Origin of the sequence: Kitasatospora sp. NPDC098652 (assembly GCF_044760155.1) — a bacterium.
GTDB lineage: Bacteria > Actinomycetota > Actinomycetes > Streptomycetales > Streptomycetaceae > Kitasatospora.
In genome coordinates this window covers 1-16,191 of the sequence record NZ_JBIWAQ010000020.1, presented here as the reverse complement: position 1 = coordinate 16,191, position 16,191 = coordinate 1, and the positions used below count along the sequence as shown (strand labels likewise).

Annotated in this window: 15 protein-coding genes; 9 read left to right on the top strand and 6 right to left on the bottom strand. The window is 74.4% G+C overall.

Going from position 1 to position 16,191, the window contains the following annotated elements; genetic code table 11:
- Window positions 1–45 precede the first annotated feature (45 nt).
- From ACIQWA_RS32020 to ACIQWA_RS32010, 3 genes are all read right to left on the bottom strand, one after another.
- Window positions 46–984: a hypothetical protein gene (locus ACIQWA_RS32020; protein WP_402488312.1), complete on the bottom strand. Its 939-nt coding sequence runs from the start codon at window positions 982–984 to the stop codon at window positions 46–48.
- Complete coding sequence (locus ACIQWA_RS32015; RefSeq protein WP_402488310.1) at window positions 978–1,541, bottom strand: hypothetical protein; 564 nt, start codon at window positions 1,539–1,541, stop codon at window positions 978–980. The genes ACIQWA_RS32020 and ACIQWA_RS32015 overlap by 7 nt, the downstream gene beginning before the upstream one ends.
- Window positions 1,542–1,738: 197 nt before the next feature.
- The gene (locus tag ACIQWA_RS32010; RefSeq protein WP_402488307.1) at window positions 1,739–2,602 is read right to left on the bottom strand and encodes a hypothetical protein; all 864 of its coding nucleotides are present in this window, start codon (window positions 2,600–2,602) and stop codon (window positions 1,739–1,741) included.
- A 149-nt stretch (window positions 2,603–2,751) separates the two neighbouring features.
- Here ACIQWA_RS32010 and ACIQWA_RS32005 point away from each other — a divergent pair, with 149 nt between their 5' ends.
- From ACIQWA_RS32005 to ACIQWA_RS31995, 3 genes are all read left to right on the top strand, one after another.
- The gene (locus ACIQWA_RS32005) at window positions 2,752–3,195 is read left to right on the top strand and encodes a pyridoxamine 5'-phosphate oxidase family protein (RefSeq protein WP_402488304.1); all 444 of its coding nucleotides are present in this window, start codon (window positions 2,752–2,754) and stop codon (window positions 3,193–3,195) included.
- Between the two features lie 108 nt (window positions 3,196–3,303).
- The gene (locus ACIQWA_RS32000; RefSeq protein WP_360229594.1) at window positions 3,304–3,756 is read left to right on the top strand and encodes a MaoC family dehydratase; all 453 of its coding nucleotides are present in this window, start codon (window positions 3,304–3,306) and stop codon (window positions 3,754–3,756) included.
- 372 nt (window positions 3,757–4,128) lie between these two features.
- A complete protein-coding gene (locus ACIQWA_RS31995) occupies window positions 4,129–5,307 on the top strand; it encodes an MBL fold metallo-hydrolase (protein ID WP_402488575.1) in 1,179 nt (392 codons plus the stop codon).
- Window positions 5,308–5,355: 48 nt separating this feature from the next.
- Here the strand turns inward: ACIQWA_RS31995 and ACIQWA_RS31990 are convergent, their stop codons facing one another.
- Window positions 5,356–6,318, bottom strand: a complete 963-nt coding sequence (locus ACIQWA_RS31990) for a DUF389 domain-containing protein (RefSeq protein WP_402488301.1) — start codon at window positions 6,316–6,318, stop codon at window positions 5,356–5,358.
- A 197-nt stretch (window positions 6,319–6,515) separates the two neighbouring features.
- Here ACIQWA_RS31990 and ACIQWA_RS31985 point away from each other — a divergent pair, with 197 nt between their 5' ends.
- A complete protein-coding gene (locus ACIQWA_RS31985) occupies window positions 6,516–7,427 on the top strand; it encodes an acyl-CoA thioesterase (RefSeq protein ID WP_402488299.1) in 912 nt (303 codons plus the stop codon).
- 208 nt (window positions 7,428–7,635) lie between these two features.
- Complete coding sequence (locus ACIQWA_RS31980) at window positions 7,636–8,286, top strand: TetR/AcrR family transcriptional regulator (protein ID WP_402488296.1); 651 nt, start codon at window positions 7,636–7,638, stop codon at window positions 8,284–8,286.
- A 94-nt stretch (window positions 8,287–8,380) separates the two neighbouring features.
- Here the strand turns inward: ACIQWA_RS31980 and ACIQWA_RS31975 are convergent, their stop codons facing one another.
- The gene (locus ACIQWA_RS31975) at window positions 8,381–9,586 is read right to left on the bottom strand and encodes a sulfite oxidase (protein ID WP_402488293.1); all 1,206 of its coding nucleotides are present in this window, start codon (window positions 9,584–9,586) and stop codon (window positions 8,381–8,383) included.
- Between the two features lie 332 nt (window positions 9,587–9,918).
- On the opposite strand from ACIQWA_RS31975, the gene ACIQWA_RS31970 reads away from it, so the two are divergent.
- The 4 genes from ACIQWA_RS31970 to ACIQWA_RS31955 all read left to right on the top strand — a co-directional run bounded on the left by ACIQWA_RS31970 (window position 9,919) and on the right by ACIQWA_RS31955 (window position 14,027).
- Window positions 9,919–10,290 carry a MerR family transcriptional regulator gene (locus tag ACIQWA_RS31970; protein WP_402488290.1) on the top strand — a complete coding sequence of 124 codons (372 nt, stop codon included), beginning with the start codon at window positions 9,919–9,921 and terminating at the stop codon, window positions 10,288–10,290.
- 134 nt (window positions 10,291–10,424) lie between these two features.
- Window positions 10,425–12,077 carry a BCCT family transporter gene (locus ACIQWA_RS31965; RefSeq protein WP_402488287.1) on the top strand — a complete coding sequence of 551 codons (1,653 nt, stop codon included), beginning with the start codon at window positions 10,425–10,427 and terminating at the stop codon, window positions 12,075–12,077.
- Between the two features lie 203 nt (window positions 12,078–12,280).
- On the top strand, window positions 12,281–12,460 hold the full coding sequence (locus ACIQWA_RS31960) for a hypothetical protein (protein ID WP_402488284.1): 180 nt from the start codon (window positions 12,281–12,283) through the stop codon (window positions 12,458–12,460).
- A 193-nt stretch (window positions 12,461–12,653) separates the two neighbouring features.
- The gene (locus ACIQWA_RS31955; RefSeq protein ID WP_402488281.1) at window positions 12,654–14,027 is read left to right on the top strand and encodes an NAD(P)/FAD-dependent oxidoreductase; all 1,374 of its coding nucleotides are present in this window, start codon (window positions 12,654–12,656) and stop codon (window positions 14,025–14,027) included.
- A gap of 223 nt (window positions 14,028–14,250) precedes the next feature.
- Here ACIQWA_RS31955 and ACIQWA_RS31950 read toward each other — a convergent pair whose 3' ends face one another.
- Window positions 14,251–16,083, bottom strand: a complete 1,833-nt coding sequence (locus tag ACIQWA_RS31950; protein WP_402488278.1) for a DUF2398 family protein — start codon at window positions 16,081–16,083, stop codon at window positions 14,251–14,253.
- Window positions 16,084–16,191: the final 108 nt, after the last annotated feature.

Genomic DNA, 16,191 nt, shown 5'->3' with positions numbered 1-16,191 from the left:
TTCGCTTTCCGGATCGTCAGTGGCCGAACGGCCCTTGCGGCACGGTCAGTTGAGGACCTGCACCTCGGCGACCTTGAGCGCGAGGTCCGCTCCGCGCGGCATGTCGATGTCGAAGGTCTTCGCGTTCGGCCCGGTGATCACCACATGGGCCCGCCAGTGCGCGGTGACCGTGCCGGTGAACACCCCGCCCTTGCGGGTGCCCGAGCCGACCGCGAACTCGTAGCCGCAGTCGGGGGACTTCGCGTCCCCGTACTTCGGGTCGTACGGCGTCCCGGCCGTGGCACAGTCCACCGTCATCCCCTGGCCGAAGTCCCAGGTCATGCCGTCCAGTTGCGCGGTGACGGTGACCGAGGCACCGGGCACGGTGAGCGAACTCGGCCTGGGCGCCACCATGCCCTCGGCCCAGAGCCAGACCGGCAGCTTGACCACCGCGGTGTCCTTGGGCGCCAAGCTCGCCTTCGGGGTCGGGAAGACCATCCGGTCGGCGAGCAGCTTCGCCTGGACGGTCAGGTCGATCACCGGGGTCGCGCCCGCCGCGTTGCTCACGAACTGGGTCTGCAGGCCGTCCTGCCCGCCGTCCGTCTGCGGGCACACCTTGGAGTAGACGGCGCCCTCGGACGGCTTGTGCCCCTCCCACGCCTTGTCGCCCTCCGGCGGCTGCTGGTCCAGCGGCCGGAAGTAGCACCCGACGTCGCTGTTGAAGTAGCCGCGCTCCGGGTCGTAGCAGGCCCACTGGGTGCCGTGGTAGCTGCACAGTTGCGGCCCGCCGCTCCCGGTGTCGCCCCCGCCCGGCGCGGGGCCCGTCGTCGAGCCGGTGCTCCCGCCGGTCCCGGCGTGCGAGCAGATCACGCTCGGGGAACAGGTCTCCGCCCCGGCGCCCGGTGGTTCGTCCGCAGTCGCCCTTACCGCCGAGGACAACAACAGCCCGGCGGACAACGATGCGACGACCGCGAACCGTCGGCCCGGTTTCCGCGAGTTCAGCATGTCCGGTCCACCTCTCGCTTGAAGTCGTAGATCAGCCAGTGCGCTTGGAACCATCGCAGGGAAGCGGTCGCGACATAGCGGTTGAGCCGGTCGGCCGGATCCTTCGCGGTTCGGGTGACGGCATCGACGCGGTGCCACTCCGAGAGGTCGAGGCAGTCCTCGATCACGGCGGTCTGCGGATCGGCATTCAGGTCGACGGCCTTCACCACCGCCGAATTCCGCGGCATTCCGGTCATCACCAGTTTGGCGTCGTGGAGTTGACGGAGTCCGACCAGGGCGTCGGACAGCGCCCGCCCGGACGAGTACGCCTCCAGCGCGGAACCGTCCGAATCCGTACGCCCGAAGGCCGTGGCCTGCGCCTGCCACCAGTCCTGATACGTCCTCAGGGCCAGCCGCCCCCGGGCCCCCTCCGGGCCGTCGGTCGGCGCGATCGAGCCGTTTGCCGTACCACCCGAAGGAGTTAACGGGTTCACTCCGGCAACCGTGGGCACGGGCGACCCGAGACGATCGACGGAACCACCGCCACCACCACTCGCACAAGCGCCGAGCAGCAACACCAGAACCGCCCCGCCAGTCCCAATCGCCCCAGGGCGCAACACATTTCCGCGCTGCCGCATCGCCCCACCTCGTCGCGACCGAGCCGATCCGTGATCAACGGTCGCCAGGAGAATTCCGAAGACCCGCCGATGTTTCCGCTGGGGATCGATTCTTCGCCAACCCACCCCATCACGGCAACACCTCAGGCCCCCTGACCTTACGCGGAAGGCGGTTCCGTCGGGGCACTTTCCCGCCACAGAACAGCCAACAGTTCTTCGGAAAGCGACAATCCGGCCAATGCGCCCCGAACGGCGGCCCGATTGCGCATCAACAGGCGCCCGCCGTGCGGCGGAACGAGCAGGCGCGCGCCCGGCGCACCCGAAGTGCCGGACGAACCGCCGGACGGACCGCCCCCGTCCAGCAGCCCGGCCACGGCGGGCTGGAGGTCCAGCGGGGCGACCGCCGCCGGGGCACCCGGGACGCCCTGCCGCAGCACGGTGGTGAGCGCCCGGCTGAACGAGCCCTCCCCACCCGGCAGCACGGCGTCCCGGCCGCGTCTGCCCGGGGCGTAGCGGCCGATCCGGCCCCAGAGCGGGACCCGGGAGTAGCTGAGCAGTTCGCCCGCGCCGTCCTCGCCGGCCCGTTCCAGCGCCGTCCAGGTGTCCCGGTCGGCCACCGCGTCGACCAGCAGCAGCGCCTCCTCCTGGTCCCCGTGCACCATCGCGCTGACCACCCAGTCCCAGGCCAGGCCGCGCCGGTAGGCGTTGCCGGGGGTGCTGCCGCCGGTGACCAGGGCGAGCCGGCGCCCGCGCGGGTCGGCCACCAACTGGCCGACCAGGCAGACCACCAGCCAGCGGCCGGGGCGCCGGGCCGCGTCCCGGACGGCCGTGAGCATCGCGTTGGCGTCCGCGTCCGGCGCCACGGCCGTGACCCGGCAGCCCGCGGCGCCGGTGTCGAAGCACATCCCGGGCAGCACCTCGGCCAACAGCCGGGCGCCCGCCGGGGCGTGCGCCGACCCGCCGTAGGCCCGCTCGGGCCCGCCGTCCGCCCCGATCACCACCAGATCGACCCCGCCGGCCATCCGTCCGCCCCCTCCTGCGCCCGCCCCTCCACCGATCCCGACGCCGGGCAGGCTACCGCTCCGGGCGGGCGCCGACGGGGCTCCCGGCCCGTCCGCTCAGGGACCATGGGCCCTATCGACGCCCGCACCGACCGAGGACGATCGGACGCATGGAGCGCGAGGACCGAGTGGAGACCCTGAGCGAGGCCGAGTGCCTGCGGCTGCTCAGCACCGTGCCCGTCGGGCGCGTGGTGTACACCGAGCACGCACTGCCGGCCGTCCTGCCGGTCTCCTTCGAGGTCCTGGACGGGCGGCTGGTGCTCGCCGTGCGCCGGGGAAGTGCCACCGCGCGCGGGCTCGACGGCACGGTGGTGGCCTTCCAGGCGGACCTGCTGGACCCGGTGACCCGCACCGGGTGGAGCGTGCTGGTGCACGGCCGGGCCGACGTGGTCAGCGAGCCCGAGCAGGTGCGCCGGGTGCTGCGCTCGGGGCTGCGGCCGTGGGTGGGGGACCCTGAGCCGCTGTTCATCGCCCTGGTGCCGGAACTGGTGAGCGGCCGGCGGCTGTTCCCGACCGGGCAGGGCTCCCTCGGCCGACCGCTGCCGCGGCCCTGAGCTCGGCTTTCGCGCCCCGCTCCTGACAGGTACCGGCCGGTAGGCATACGCTTCCGGCGTCCTGCCCCCGTGACCCCTCCCCGGGACCGTCCCCTCCAGGAGCGCACCGTGACGACCTTCGCCTCCCTCGCCGAGCTGACCGCCGCCGTCGGCACCGAGCTGGGCACCAGCGAGTGGCACACCATCGACCAGCGGAGGATCGACCTGTTCGCCGAGGCGACCGGCGACCACCAGTGGATCCACGTCGACCCGGAGCGGGCGAAGGAGAGCCAGTTCGGCTCGACCATCGCGCACGGCTACCTGACCCAGTCGATGATCCCGGTGCTGGCCAAGGAGTGCTACAGCGTCGAGGGCGTGCGGATGGCGCTGAACTACGGCTCGGACAAGGTGCGCTTCCCGGCCCCGGTGCCGGTCGGCACCGCGATCCGGGCCACCGCCGAGCTGCTCTCGGCCACCGAGGTGCCGGGCGGGGTCCAGGCGGTGGTGCGCTTCACCATCACCAGCGAGCAGAGCAGCAAGCCGCACTGCGTCGCGGAGGCGATCACCCGCTTCTACGCGTAGCGGCGGGGCCGGGGCGCGGGCTCAGGGCGCGGGCCCGGCGGCGAGCGCCGGGGCGCGGGCTCGGGGCGCGGGCCGACGGCGGGCGCCGGGTACGCCGATTGGACCGTGCCGGGCTCCTCACCGGGTCCGAACGGCCCACGGCGAGTAACGTCCGACGAGATGGTTGTCGTACCCCAGTGGCCCCACTGCCCCCGGGGTACGCGCCCGGCCTGCCCGGTAGCCGTGACCGTCCCAGGAGGAGCCGTGCCCCGCCCCGCCCCGTGGTTCTCCCGTCTCGCCGGTCTGACGTCACAGTTCGCGCCGCCGCCCAGCGCACCGGACGCCGACCGCGCCGCGCTCGGCCGCGGCGCCCCGGACCGCGCACTCCCCGGCCTGGCCGGACTACCCCGCGCCGCCTGGCACCGGGTCCGCACCGACACCTTCGGGGCCGACCCCCGGGGCGAACGGCTGGCCCGGATCCGCCGCTCGCCGCAGTTCTCCGACGGCGCCTTCCGCAACCCGGTGCCCACCCGCCGCCTGGTCTACGAACGCAGCCCGCTGGAGATCACCCTCGCCCAGCTGAGCGGGGACAAGACCCGCCGGGCACCGTCCGCCGCCGTACCGGTGCACCGGCTGCTCCCGGTCGACCTCGCCGACCCGCCCGCCTCCGGGCTGCGGCTCACCTGGCTGGGGCACGCCACCGTGCTCGCCGAGATCGGCGGGCGCCGCGTCCTGATCGACCCGGTCTGGGGCGAGCGCTGCTCCCCGTTCGGCTGGACCGGCCCCAAGCGGCTGCACCCGGTGCCGCTGCCGCTGTCCGAACTCGGCCCGGTGGACGTGGTGGTGATCTCGCACGACCACTACGACCACCTCGACATGCGCACCGTGAAGGCCCTGATCGGCAGCGGCGCGGTGTTCGCCGTGCCGCTCGGGGTCGGGGCGCACCTGGAGCACTGGGGCGTGCCGGCCGGACGGATCGTCGAGCTGGACTGGTGGGAGTCGGCCGAGGTCGCCGGGCTGACCCTGACCGCCACGCCCGCCCGGCACTACTGCAGCCGGGGTCCGCGCACCAGCTCGCTGTTCCTCTGGGCGTCCTGGGTGGTCGCGGGCGGCGGGCACCGGATCTTCCACAGCGGGGACACCGGCTACTTCCCCGGCTTCGCGGAGATCGGCCGCCGGCTCGGCCCCTTCGACGCGACGATGATGCAGGTCGGGGCGTACAGCGAGTTCTGGCCCGAGGTGCACATGACCCCGGAGGAGGGCGTCCGGGCGCACCTGGACCTCGGCGGCGAGCTGATGCTGCCGATCCACTGGTGCACCTTCAACCTGGCGATCCACCCCTGGGAGGAGCCCGCCGAGCGCGTGGTCACCGCCGCCCAGGCACTCGGCGCCCACCTGGCGGTCCCCCGCCCCGGCAAGCCCTTCGAGCCCGCCGACCCCCCGGCGCTGCGGCTGTGGTGGCGCGCCGTCGCGGCCACCCCGCGCGGCATCGAGCCGCTGGTCGCGGAGCGGACGGAGGCACGGGAACAGGTGACGGGTTTCAGCGAACAGATTTCAAACTCTGTTATCTGAAATCTGTTCGCTGAAATCTGAAAGCTGAAATCTGTCACCTGTTCGCCGTCAGCCGTTCGCCGAAGCCCGTTCGCCGACGGCCCTCCGGCGGCGTCGGATCACCGCCCAGCCCGCCTCCTGCACCACCAGGGTGAGCACCCCGGCCAGCACGATCCCCAGCAGGTTCAGCAGCAACTGCACACTGGAACCCCGGAATTGATCGACCTTGCCGTAGCCGAGCGCGACCGCCGCGTTGGCCGCCGCGGGCACGGTGGTGACCGAGATCGCGACGCCCACCAGGGTGCCGGCCTTCGCCGAGGTCAGCGAGAGCAGCCCGGCGACGCCTGCCAGGAAGGCGACCACGAAGGAGGTCGCGTCGGGCTGCCAGATGAACGAGGTGTTCGGACGCACGGCATCGAACTTCTCCTCCGAGAAGAGCCCCAGAGCGTCCATCAGCAGCCCGAAGCAGACGGTCAGCGCCATCGCCACCAGGAAGCCCGTGACCAGGGCGTTCAGCGAGCGCAGTGCCGGGCGCGTCCGGCGCTGGACGATCGCTACGCAGAGCCCGGCCAGCGGCCCGAACTCCGGTCCGACCGCCATCGCGCCGACGACCAGGATGGCGCTGTCCAGCACCGAGCCGCAGGCCGCCAGCATGGTGGCCACGGTGAGGAAGGCCAGGAACACCCAGGTGAGGGCGGACTCCTCGTGGGTGATCTCGGAGACCGACTCCCACACCAGCGCGTCGGCCCCCTCCCCCGGGGCCTGCCGCTCGGCCTCGTCGGCCGCCGCCGAGAGGGCCAGGTCGAGCGCCGAGACGTCGATCGCCCCGCGCTCGACCAGGCCCGTCCCGCGCAGTGCGCCCAGCACCTCGTCCAGTGCCTCCCGGGCCACGTCACAGAGCACCACGTCCCCGGCGGGCCGGACGGCCGCGCCCGGCAGGACCACCACGTGGGTGACCCCGACCGAGTCGTCCAGGCAGCCGAGCACCGGGTCGCGCAGGTCGGGCGGGACGATCAGGCGAAGGTGCAGCACGGGCTCTCCGGTACGTAGCGGACGAAACGGAAAAATCCCGCCCACCATAGGGCCCGTCGCCCCGCCCGCCCCCGGCCCGACCCGCCCCTCCCCACCACCGCACCACCCGACCGGCATCACAATGAAACACGTTCTACCCGAGGTCCGCGTTACCCAGGTCACACCACCGCACGGTTGGCTTCTGCCACTATGGGCCGGTGACCGACCTGACAGAACAGCAGAGACCGACCGAGTGGGCGCCCGCCCCGGCCACCCCGTTCGCCGCCCTGCTGGAAATCGAGCAGCTGAACGAGAACACGTTCCGGGGCCACTGCCACGCCGGCGCCCCGATGCGCGCCTTCGGCGGCCACGTCGCCGCGCAGGCCCTCGCCGCCGCCGGACGCACCTGCGCCCCGGAGCGCGCGGTCCACTCCCTGCACGGCTACTTCCTGCTGCCGGGCGACCCGACCCGGCCGATCGAGTACCAGGTCGACCGGCTGCGCGAAGGCTTCACCTACACCACCCGCCGGGTCCGGGCGGTGCAGGACCGCAAGGAGATCTTCAACCTCACCGCCTCCTTCAAGCTCCCCGAGGCGGCGGCCGGCGACCGCCAGCGCGAGGTGCCCCCACTGCCCGCCCCGGAGACCCTGCCGGACGCCTTCTCGCACTGGGACGAGGAGCTGCGCACCGCGATCAAGGCCTCCGACGGCTTCCGTGACCTCGAGCTGCGCTTCGTGCCGCCGGACGCCCCGGGCCTGCCGCCGGCCGTCCCCGGCATGCCTCAGCAGTTCGTCTGGCTGCGGATCGCCACCCGGCTGCCGGACACCGCCCCGCTGCTGCACACCTGCGCGCTCACCTACCTGTCCGACCTCACCCTGGCCTCCACCGCCGGGCTGCACGAGCAGGCGAACTACTTCCAGCGCACCGAGCCGCCCCGGCTGCTGATGACCTCGCTGGACCACGCGATGTGGTTCCACCGCCCCTTCCGGGCCGACGAGTGGCTGCTCTTCGCCCAGCGCAGCCCCTCCGCCTCGGACGGCCGCGGCCTGTCGCTCGGCGAGTTCTACGACCGGGACGGCCGACTGGTGGCCTCCGCCACCCAGGAGGCGCTGATCCGCCGGATGCCGTGAAGCGGGCGGGCACCGGAGGCCGCCGGGACCCGCGCGGGAGCCGCACGGGAGCCGCCCCGTAGGCCACCCGGAGACCGCCGGGCGCCCCCACGCACCGCCCGGGCGGACCGTCGTGGACGGCGGGCGGAGCGCGGTGGACGGCGGGCGAACGGAAGGGGGCCGGTCGGCGTCATACTCCTGAGCGGCCCCGCCCCGTATCATGGTGCGGGTGACCAAGGTTGACCTGTCACCACGGCCGGTGGAGGCGATGTCTCCGCGTCAGCTCGAACGCCGCCAAAGCCTGATCGCGGCCGCGCTCGCCCTGGTGAACGAGATCGGCGTCGAGCGGCTGCAGATGAAGCAGGTCTGCGAGCGGTCCGGAGTCGCCCTGGGGACGGCGTACCGCTACTTCTCCTCCAAGGACCACCTGCTGGCAGCGGCGATCGCCGAGTGGCACCGGCTGCTGCTGGCGGACCTGGTGGCCGAGCTGCGCGGACCGCGCGCCGGGCTGGGGGCCACCGACCGGGCGGTCCGGTTCGTCCGGGGCGGGATGCGGGCCTACCAGCGCCAGCCCGAGCTGGCCCGGCTGCGGGTCGCCGTCGCCGCCTCCACCGACCCCTTCGCCAGCGAGACCCTGCAAGGGATGGCCCGGGCCGACAGCACCGCGCTCCAGGCGGTGACGTCTGAGGTGCCGGCGGCGGCCAGTGAACTGGTGCGCCACATCGTGGCGCACGCCTGGCAGGGGGAACTGACGGCCTGGGTGACCGGCCGTACCACCCTCGGGGACGCCAGACGGCGGCTGGAGGACGTGGTGCGGCTGGTGCTGACCCCGTACGAGACCCACTACCCGGCCCCGTACGAGGTCCAGTCCACCGGCTGATCCGGGACGCCCCGTGTCCGGGCGCCCACGTCGGGGCACCCCGAGTCGAGGCACCTCGGGCCGCTCGCCCCGACGGCCGCGCCCCGGCGGCCGCTCAGACCACCGTCACCGGGTGCGCCACCACCGCCCCGAACAGGTAGCCCTCGCGGTTGAGGGCCGCCCGCTCGGGCTGGGTGGCGCCGCCGCGGTCCGTCGCGCGGGCGCGCAGCTCGTACCGGCCGGGCCGCTCAGGGCGCCAGCCGATGCTCCAGCGCGCCCAGTCCCCGGCGGGCGGCTCGCCGTCCAGCTCGGCGGGCCGCCAGCTGCGGCCGTCGTCGGTGCTCACCTCGACCAGCAGCACCGGGGCCGTACCGGACCAGGACCGCCCGTACAGGCGGTGCTCGCGCCCGGCCGCCAACCGCGCGCCCTCGGCCAGTTCGAAGGCGGACTTGACCACCTGGGTGGTGAGCGCGACGCCGCCGGGCGGGTGGCCCGGGCCGAACATCCGGTAGAAGACGGTGTTCCAGGGCGACCGGAGCGGGTGGTCGGCCACCTCGATGCTGCCGACCCACTTGATCGAGGCGATGCCGACCCAGCCGGGCACCACCAGTCGCACCGGCGCGCCGTGGTCGGGGGTCAGCGGCGCCCCGTTCATCTCGTAGGCGAGCAGCGCGTCGTCCAGCGCCTTGGCGATCGGCAGCGGCCGGCGCACCGGGCCGTGGTTGGTGCCGTCGACGACGTAGTCCGGGTCCAGGCCGACGGGCAGCACGTCCACCGCGCAGTCGGTCAGCCCGGCGGCCCTCAGCACCTCGGCGAGCCGGACGCCCCGCCAGGCCGCCGAGCCGATGCTGCCCAGCGTCCACGGGGTGCCGGGGACGCGCTGGCCCTGCTGGCGGTGGAAGTAGCTACGGCCGTTGCCGGCGCACTCGATCAGCGCGTCGGTCCGGGTGGCGGGCATCGCCCGCAGGTCGGCCAGGGCGAACTCGACCGCCCGCTCCGGCCCCGGCGCGCCGTGCAGGCCGCTGCCGAACAGCCGCAGCCGCCAGGCGGCCGGATCGATCAGCGGGGTGCTGGTGTGGTTGCGGACGAAGAACCGCTCCACCGGGACGTGACGGCCGACGACGGCCCCGCCGTCGGCGTCGCGCAGCGCGTCCCACCGCATCTCGGCGTTGGTGTCGCGCCGGACGAACCACCGGGCGGGCAGCGGCTTGACGATTCCGGGCAGCTCGATGCTCCCCTCGGTGCTCCCCTCGGTGCTCCCCTCGGTGCTCCCCTCGGTGCTCCCCTCGGTGCTCCCCGGCGGGTCGACGCTTCCGGGCACGGGCCTGGCACCTCCTCGGCGGCGGAGCACGACGGCATCCGGACGGCACTGTCCGGATGGCGCTCCATCTCTCCCAGCGTAGGCGCTCTGGCGCTTTCCGTGACCAGGGCGGTGGGCTGGACTCCCCCCCCCGGAGCCACCCCAGGGCGGCCCGCCGGCCGAGGGCATCCCCGGTGCCCGCTACCTCGAACTCCCTTCCGGGCACCTGCCGATGGTCGAGGCGCTGCCCCAACTGCGGGAGGCCGTCCTGGAGTTCGTCAAGGGCTGAAACCGCGCCCGCCGAGGTGGGCCGGGCCGGGAACACCCCGGTACCGGTCCACGTTCGGACGGTCATGCGCATCGGAGAACTCGCCCGCCTCACCGGGGTGTCCGCCCGCCTGCTCCGCTACTACGAGGAGCAGGGGCTGCTCCGGCCCGCCCGTACCGCGGCCGGGTACCGCGAGTACGCGCAGGAGGACACCGTCCGGGTCTGGCAGATCCGCAGCCTGCTCGCGGCCGGCCTGCCCACCCGGATCATCGCCGAGATCCTCCCCTGCGCCACCGGCCCGGCCCCCGCGCTGACGGCCTGTCCGAACCTGCTCGCCACCCTGCGCGGCGAACTCGCCGACCTGGACGCCCGGATCGACGACCTCACCCGCAGTCGCCGGGTGCTCTCCCACTACCTCGCGACGGCGCACGCGCCGAGCGAGGAGCAGGCGGCCTGACGGGACGAAGGTCCCCGCCCGCCGCCTGCCCGGCGCGCCCTCCCGCCACTCGCGCCGCCAACTGGACATAGTGCGACATACATCGTGAATCCCCGTGTTCCGAGTATTCCGAGTATGTCGAGAGGTCCGCCCGCATGAGCAGCCAGCCGCCGCAGCCCTCCCCGCGCGTGCAGGAGCCCGACGGCCCCGGCGAACCCGCCGCCACCCTCCCCACCGACCGGGCGGTCTTCGGCATCAGCGCCGTCCTGGTGCTCGCGGTGGTCGCCTGGGGAGTGTTCGCCGAGGACTCGCTCGGCCGCACCTCCAGCACCGCGCTCCGCTGGGTGCTGCACAACTTCGGCTGGCTGTTCGTGGTGGCCGCCGACGTCTTCCTGGTCCTCACCGTGCTGCTCGCCTTCAGCCGCTTCGGCCGGATCCGGCTCGGCCGCGACGACGACGAACCCGAGTTCTCCACCCTCGCCTGGGTCGCCATGATGTTCAGCGCCGGCATGGGCATCGGCCTGATGTTCTACGGCGTCGGCGAGCCCCTGCAACTGTTCGCGGCCCCGCAGCCCGGCTCCGGCCTCGAACCGCAGAGCGCGGCCGCCGCCCAGCAGGCGCTGGAGTTCTCGCTCTTCCACTGGACCCTCCACCCCTGGGCGATCTACGCGGTCGGCGGCCTCGCGCTCGCCTACACCACCTTCCGCAAGGGCCGGGGCAACCGGATCTCCGCCGCCTTCGTCCCGCTGATCGGGCAGCGCGGCGCGGACGGCTGGCAGGGCAGGGCGATCGACCTGCTCGCCGTCTTCGCCACCGTCTTCGGCTCCGCGACCAGCCTCGGCCTCGGCGCGCTCCAGGTCGCCGACGGCCTCGGCTACATCACCTCCGTCCGCAACACCCAGAACGCCCAGCTCGTCATCATCGGCTCGCTGACCGCCGCCTTCGTGCTCTCCGCGTTCTCCGGCGTCCACAAGGGCGTCAAGTGGCTCTCCACCGCGAACGTCGTACTGGCCTCGCTGATCATGCTCTTCGTCTTCGTGTTCGGGCCCTCGGTGTTCGTCCTCGACTCGATCCCGTCCACCGTCGGCGGGTACCTCTCCGACCTGCTCGGGATGTCCACCCAGACCGGCGCCTTCACCGACGAGAGCTGGCTCGGCTCCTGGACGATCTTCTACTGGGCCTGGTGGCTCTCCTGGGCGCCCTTCGTCGGCACCTTCATCGCCCGGATCTCGCGCGGCCGCACCATCCGGCAGTTCCTGCTCGGCGTGTTGCTGGTGCCCAGCGGAGCCACGGTGATCTGGTTCTGCGTCATGGGCGGCACCGCGATCCGGCTGGTCGGCACCGGCACCGCCGACCTCGTCGCGACCATCCCTCGCGGCGCGGAGGCCTCGCTGTTCGAGATGCTGCGCTCGCTGCCGCTCGGCTCGGTCACCAGCGTGGTCGCGGTCCTGCTGGTGATGACCTTCTTCATCACCAGCGCCGACTCCGCCTCCCTGGTGCTCGGCTCGCTCTCCAGCCGCGGCTCGCTGCACCCGCGCACCCCGCTGGTGGTGGTCTGGGGCGTGCTGATGGGCGGGGTCGCCGCCGCCCTGCTGCTGGCCGGCGGGCTCACCGCGCTGCAGAACGCCACCATCCTGGTCGCGCTGCCCTTCGTGGTGGTGATGCTGCTGCTCTGCCTCTCCCTGGTGAAGGAGCTCCGCGAGGACCCGGCGGCCGGCCCCTCCCGCTTCCACCCCGCCCACGGCCTGCGGGACGCCGTCCGGGTCGCGGTGGGCGAGGCCCTCGCCGAGCGCGGCCGACGGCCCTGAGGCCGGCCCCGAACCGCCTGCCGAACCGCCTGCCGAACCTCGCTCCGGAACTCCTCAGCGCCTCCCGCCGCACCAGGGCTGACCAGCGCATACGCCCCACCTGACGGCCGGGTGGGGCGTATGCGGCCAAGCGACGCCCGTTCCCCGTCCGGACTTCACCCGCGCGTACCGACCGTTCACACCGCCCTGGGAGCCTCCCTGTCATGAACGCCAGCCCTCAGGCGCCCTACCAGGAACCGCGCTTCCCGCTCCCCCAGCGCCACCGCCGTCTCCTCGCCTGCACCGCCGTCCTCGCCTCCATCGCCCTCGGCACCCTCGGGGTCGGTGCCACCGTGGAGACCGTCCAGCACGGCCCGATCGCCGCCGCCACCGCGAGCAAGTAGCCGGCCGCGCCCGGTACCTCCCGCCCGACCGCACCCCAGCAGCACCGCCGTCCAGCGCCGCCGTCCGACTCCGGACGCGGTGCTGTCGCCTTTCCGGGGCCGGGACCGTGGTCACGGGCTCCTGGGGGGCCAGGTCAATCCGAAGATCGGCAAGCCCTATGATCGCTCTGCAACACGACGCGAAGGGGATGCAGTGGCGCGGGTTGCAATCATCGGTGGCGGGATCAGCGGGCTGGGAACGGCCCTCATGCTCGGACGACGGGGCCATGCGGTCACCCTGTTCGAGCAGGAGGCCCGACCGGCCGACACCGACCTGGAGCAGGACTTCTACCGGTGGAAGCGGCCCCGCGTCCCCCAGGCCGACCAGCCCCACTCCTTCCTCGCCCCGGTCCGCACGGTGCTGCGCGCCGAGGCCCCCGACGTCCACGCCGACCTGCTGGCCCGCGGCGCCCGGGAGTACCACGACTTCGACTGGTTCGACCGGCACCCGCCGCACCGGGACGGCGACGAGGACCTGGTGACCCTGCGCACCCGCCGCATCGTGCTGGAAGCCGCCCTCACCGCGGCCGTACGGCGGGAGCCCTCCGTCGACGTTCGGCGCGGCCGCCGGGTGAGCGCCCTCACCGTCCAGGACGGCAACCCTCCCAAGGTCACCGGCCTGCGGGTCGACGCCGAGACCCACCCGGCCGACCTCGTCGTCGACGCCGCCGGCCGCCGCTCCGCCGTCCCCGGCTGGCTGACGGCCGCCGGCTGCCGTCCGCCCGTCGTCGAGAGCCACCGCACCGGCATCACCTACCTGTGCCGCTGGTACCGCCTGCGGGCCGACGGCCCGCGCGACCCCGGGCGGGTGCGGACCGGCTCGGTCGCGGGGTTCGCCGCCGCCGGGGTCTTCCCCTCCGACAACGACACCTTCGCGCTGAGCATGGTGCTCTCCACCGGCGACCCGACCCGTAGCGCGCTCCTCGACCCCGCCGTGTTCGAGGCCGTCCTCCGCCGCTTCCCGGCCTGCGCCGCCTGGCTCGACCTCGACCCCGAACCCCGCTCGGGCGTCCTGGCGATGGCCGGGCTGGACAACCGCTGGACCTCCCTCACCGACGACGCCGGCCCCGTCGTCACCGGCCTGGTCAACGCCGGGGACAGCCTCGTCCACACCAACCCCACCCTCGGCCACGGCGTCGCACTCGGCCTGCTCGCCGGCCAGTACCTCGCCGGCCACGCCGACCAGGTCGCCGCCGACCCCACCGGCTACCACGACTGGGCCGCCCGGACCCTCCGGCCCTGGTTCGACGCCCAGGTGGCCGCCGACCGCGCCAACGAGCAGCGCCTCCTGGACGGTTCGGCCCTGCCCGAGCGCCGCGCCGCCGCCCTCGCCGCCTGCGCCTTCGACGACCCGGTCGTCATGCGCGCCCGCGCCCACGTCCGCCACCTGGTCAGCACGCCCGACGAGGCCTACGGGAGCGAGGAGGTCGACCGCCACCTCACCGCCTGGCTGGCCGCCCACCCCGACTTCACCCCCCACCACGACGGCCCCACCCGTACCGAATGGGAAGCCCTCATCCCGGCCTGACCACCCCGCCCAACGGACGGCAGCCCCGCCGGTTCGTCGGCCCGGCAGGCCTCATGGGCCGGCACGCCTCGTGGGCCGGCAGGCCTCGTGGGCCGGTGGGCGGGCCGACGCAGCGGGCGTGCCAGCCGGGGGCAAGGCTCGACTCACGGCCGCCCGCTGCCCCGGCGTCGGGACTCGGGCTCGGGACTTCGGGACTCGGGGCTCGGGGCCCGGGACTCGGGGCTCAACTCCCCAGCGAGGTGGCGGGGCGGGAGTGGCGGCCGGTGCCGGGGGCGGGGTGGAGGTCCGGGGCCGGGGCGTAGCGGGCGGCCGGGGGGCGGAGGAGCCAGGTGGTGCGGGGGGTGGGGGTGATCAGGCCGAGCCGGTGGAGGAGGTCGAGGGCGTCGCGGCGCAGGGCGGTACGGTCGGCGAGGTACCGGGCCGGGAGGTCGTGGTCGTCGGCGATGTCGCCGAGGAGGCCGTCTATCAGCGCGTCGGCGATCGGGACGTCGCCCTCGGTGGCCTCGCCGGGCAGCGGCCGGACCTCCTCCACCAGGCCTTCGACCAGCAGCAGGGCGGCCTGGGCGAGGGTGCCGGTGCCGGGGAGGGCGAGGTCGGTGAGTTCGGCGGCCGGGTCGAGCAGGGCGACGCCCTCGGCCCGCAGTTCGACCTCCAGCCCGAGGAAGTCCGCGAGGGCGGCCGGGCCGCTCAGCCGGTGCTCGTGCAGCCAGGCGCGCCGGTCCTCGGGGAGGTCGGCGGCGAGGACGGCGGGCGTCTCCGCGAGCAGGCGCCGCACGGCGGTGGCGGGTTCGGCCTCGGCGGCGCGGCGGATCAGGTCGGCGGCGTCGGCGGCGAGGGCGGGCGGTCCGGCCGGGACGGCGCGGGCGAGTTCGCGGTCGACGGTCAGCACGAAGGCGGTGTCGGCCTGGTCGGCCGGCAGGTCGCCGAGCACCTGCCAGTCGGCCAGCGCGGCGAGCGCCATCCCGAGGGCGTCCGGGTCGGCCGCCTGGGCCGCGAGTTCGGGGGCCGCGGCCCGCATCGCGTCGAGCAGCCGCCCGTACGGGAGTTGTTCGGGGGCGTCGACGAGCAGGGCCAGCGCGAGAGCGAGCCGGGCGTAGCCGGCCGGGGTGAACGGGGCACCGGTGACGGGGTGTTCGAGGCGGCGGGCCGCGCCGGGGCCGAGACCGGCCTTGCAGAGCCGGGCGTGCCAGGGGCCGACGACCAGGCGGTAGCCGAGCAGGGTGTCGAAGCGTTCGACGAGCCAGTCCCGGTGACGGCGGATCAGCGGGAATCCGTCGGCGTGCGGGCCGGAGGCGGTGACCAGCGGGTGGGCGAGCAACAGCCGGGCGGCGATGCGGCGTTCGGCGTCCGGGAGTTCCTCGCCCGCCGGCTCCGGGACGTCGCCGGGCAGCTCCGGCAGGGCCCGGGTGCGCTCCGGCCTGCGGTGCCGGCCGGGCCGGCCGAGCTTGGCACCCGACCGGACGACGGGCAGGGCGGCGGCGTCGCGCCGGGCTCGGCGCAGGCCGCCGTCGGTGCGGCCCGCACGGGCCTCGCGGGCGCGCGGGACGGCGGCCGTGTGGGCGGTCGGGCCGTGCCACCAGCTGACGGCGGGGTCGCCGGGCTCGGCGGCGCTGCCGAGGTGTCGGGCGGGGTAGAGGCCGAAGGAGGCGGTGCACAGGTCGTCGGCGGTGCTGGGGGTGGCGGCGGCGAACCAGTGGGCGAGCCGGAGCAGTCCCGGGTCGGGCGAGAGCGCCCCGCCGGGCTCCTGCGGGCCGTCAGCACCGTGCTCACCCACGGCATCGGCCGCTTCGGCGGCCCCGGTGGCGTGAGCTCCGGCGGGCCCGGTGGCGCCGCTGTCGCCGCTGTCGGCGGTGTCGGTGGTGTCGGTGGTGTCGGCGGCGATTCCGGTACCGGCGACAACGCTCCCGGTACCGGCGGCGATCCCGGCACCGGCGGCTTCGGGTCCGCGTACGGCGAGGACGGCGGCGGCGGTTCCCCGCCCTGCCCCGCCCCTGCGTCCGTCCGGCCTGCCGGCGGCCACCCGGGTGGCGCCGACCGCGTACTCCTGCTGCTCCATGTCGGGGTCCAGACTAGATGATTGATGCCAAGGGCTCGCTGGCACGCATGACATGAAGCGAGGGAGTCCAAAGATCGGTTGTGACGCCTGATCTGGACTCCCTCGCGA

Coding starts and splice junctions, on each gene's coding strand:
- ACIQWA_RS32020 (WP_402488312.1), bottom strand. CDS start 984: ATGCTGAACTCGCGGAAACCGGGCCGACGGTTCGCGGTCGTCGCATCG.
- ACIQWA_RS32010 (WP_402488307.1), bottom strand. CDS start 2,602: ATGGCCGGCGGGGTCGATCTGGTGGTGATCGGGGCGGACGGCGGGCCC.
- ACIQWA_RS32005 (WP_402488304.1), top strand. CDS start 2,752: ATGGAGCGCGAGGACCGAGTGGAGACCCTGAGCGAGGCCGAGTGCCTG.
- ACIQWA_RS31970 (WP_402488290.1), top strand. CDS start 9,919: ATGCGCATCGGAGAACTCGCCCGCCTCACCGGGGTGTCCGCCCGCCTG.
- ACIQWA_RS31965 (WP_402488287.1), top strand. CDS start 10,425: ATGAGCAGCCAGCCGCCGCAGCCCTCCCCGCGCGTGCAGGAGCCCGAC.
- ACIQWA_RS31960 (WP_402488284.1), top strand. CDS start 12,281: ATGAACGCCAGCCCTCAGGCGCCCTACCAGGAACCGCGCTTCCCGCTC.
- ACIQWA_RS31950 (WP_402488278.1), bottom strand. CDS start 16,083: ATGGAGCAGCAGGAGTACGCGGTCGGCGCCACCCGGGTGGCCGCCGGC.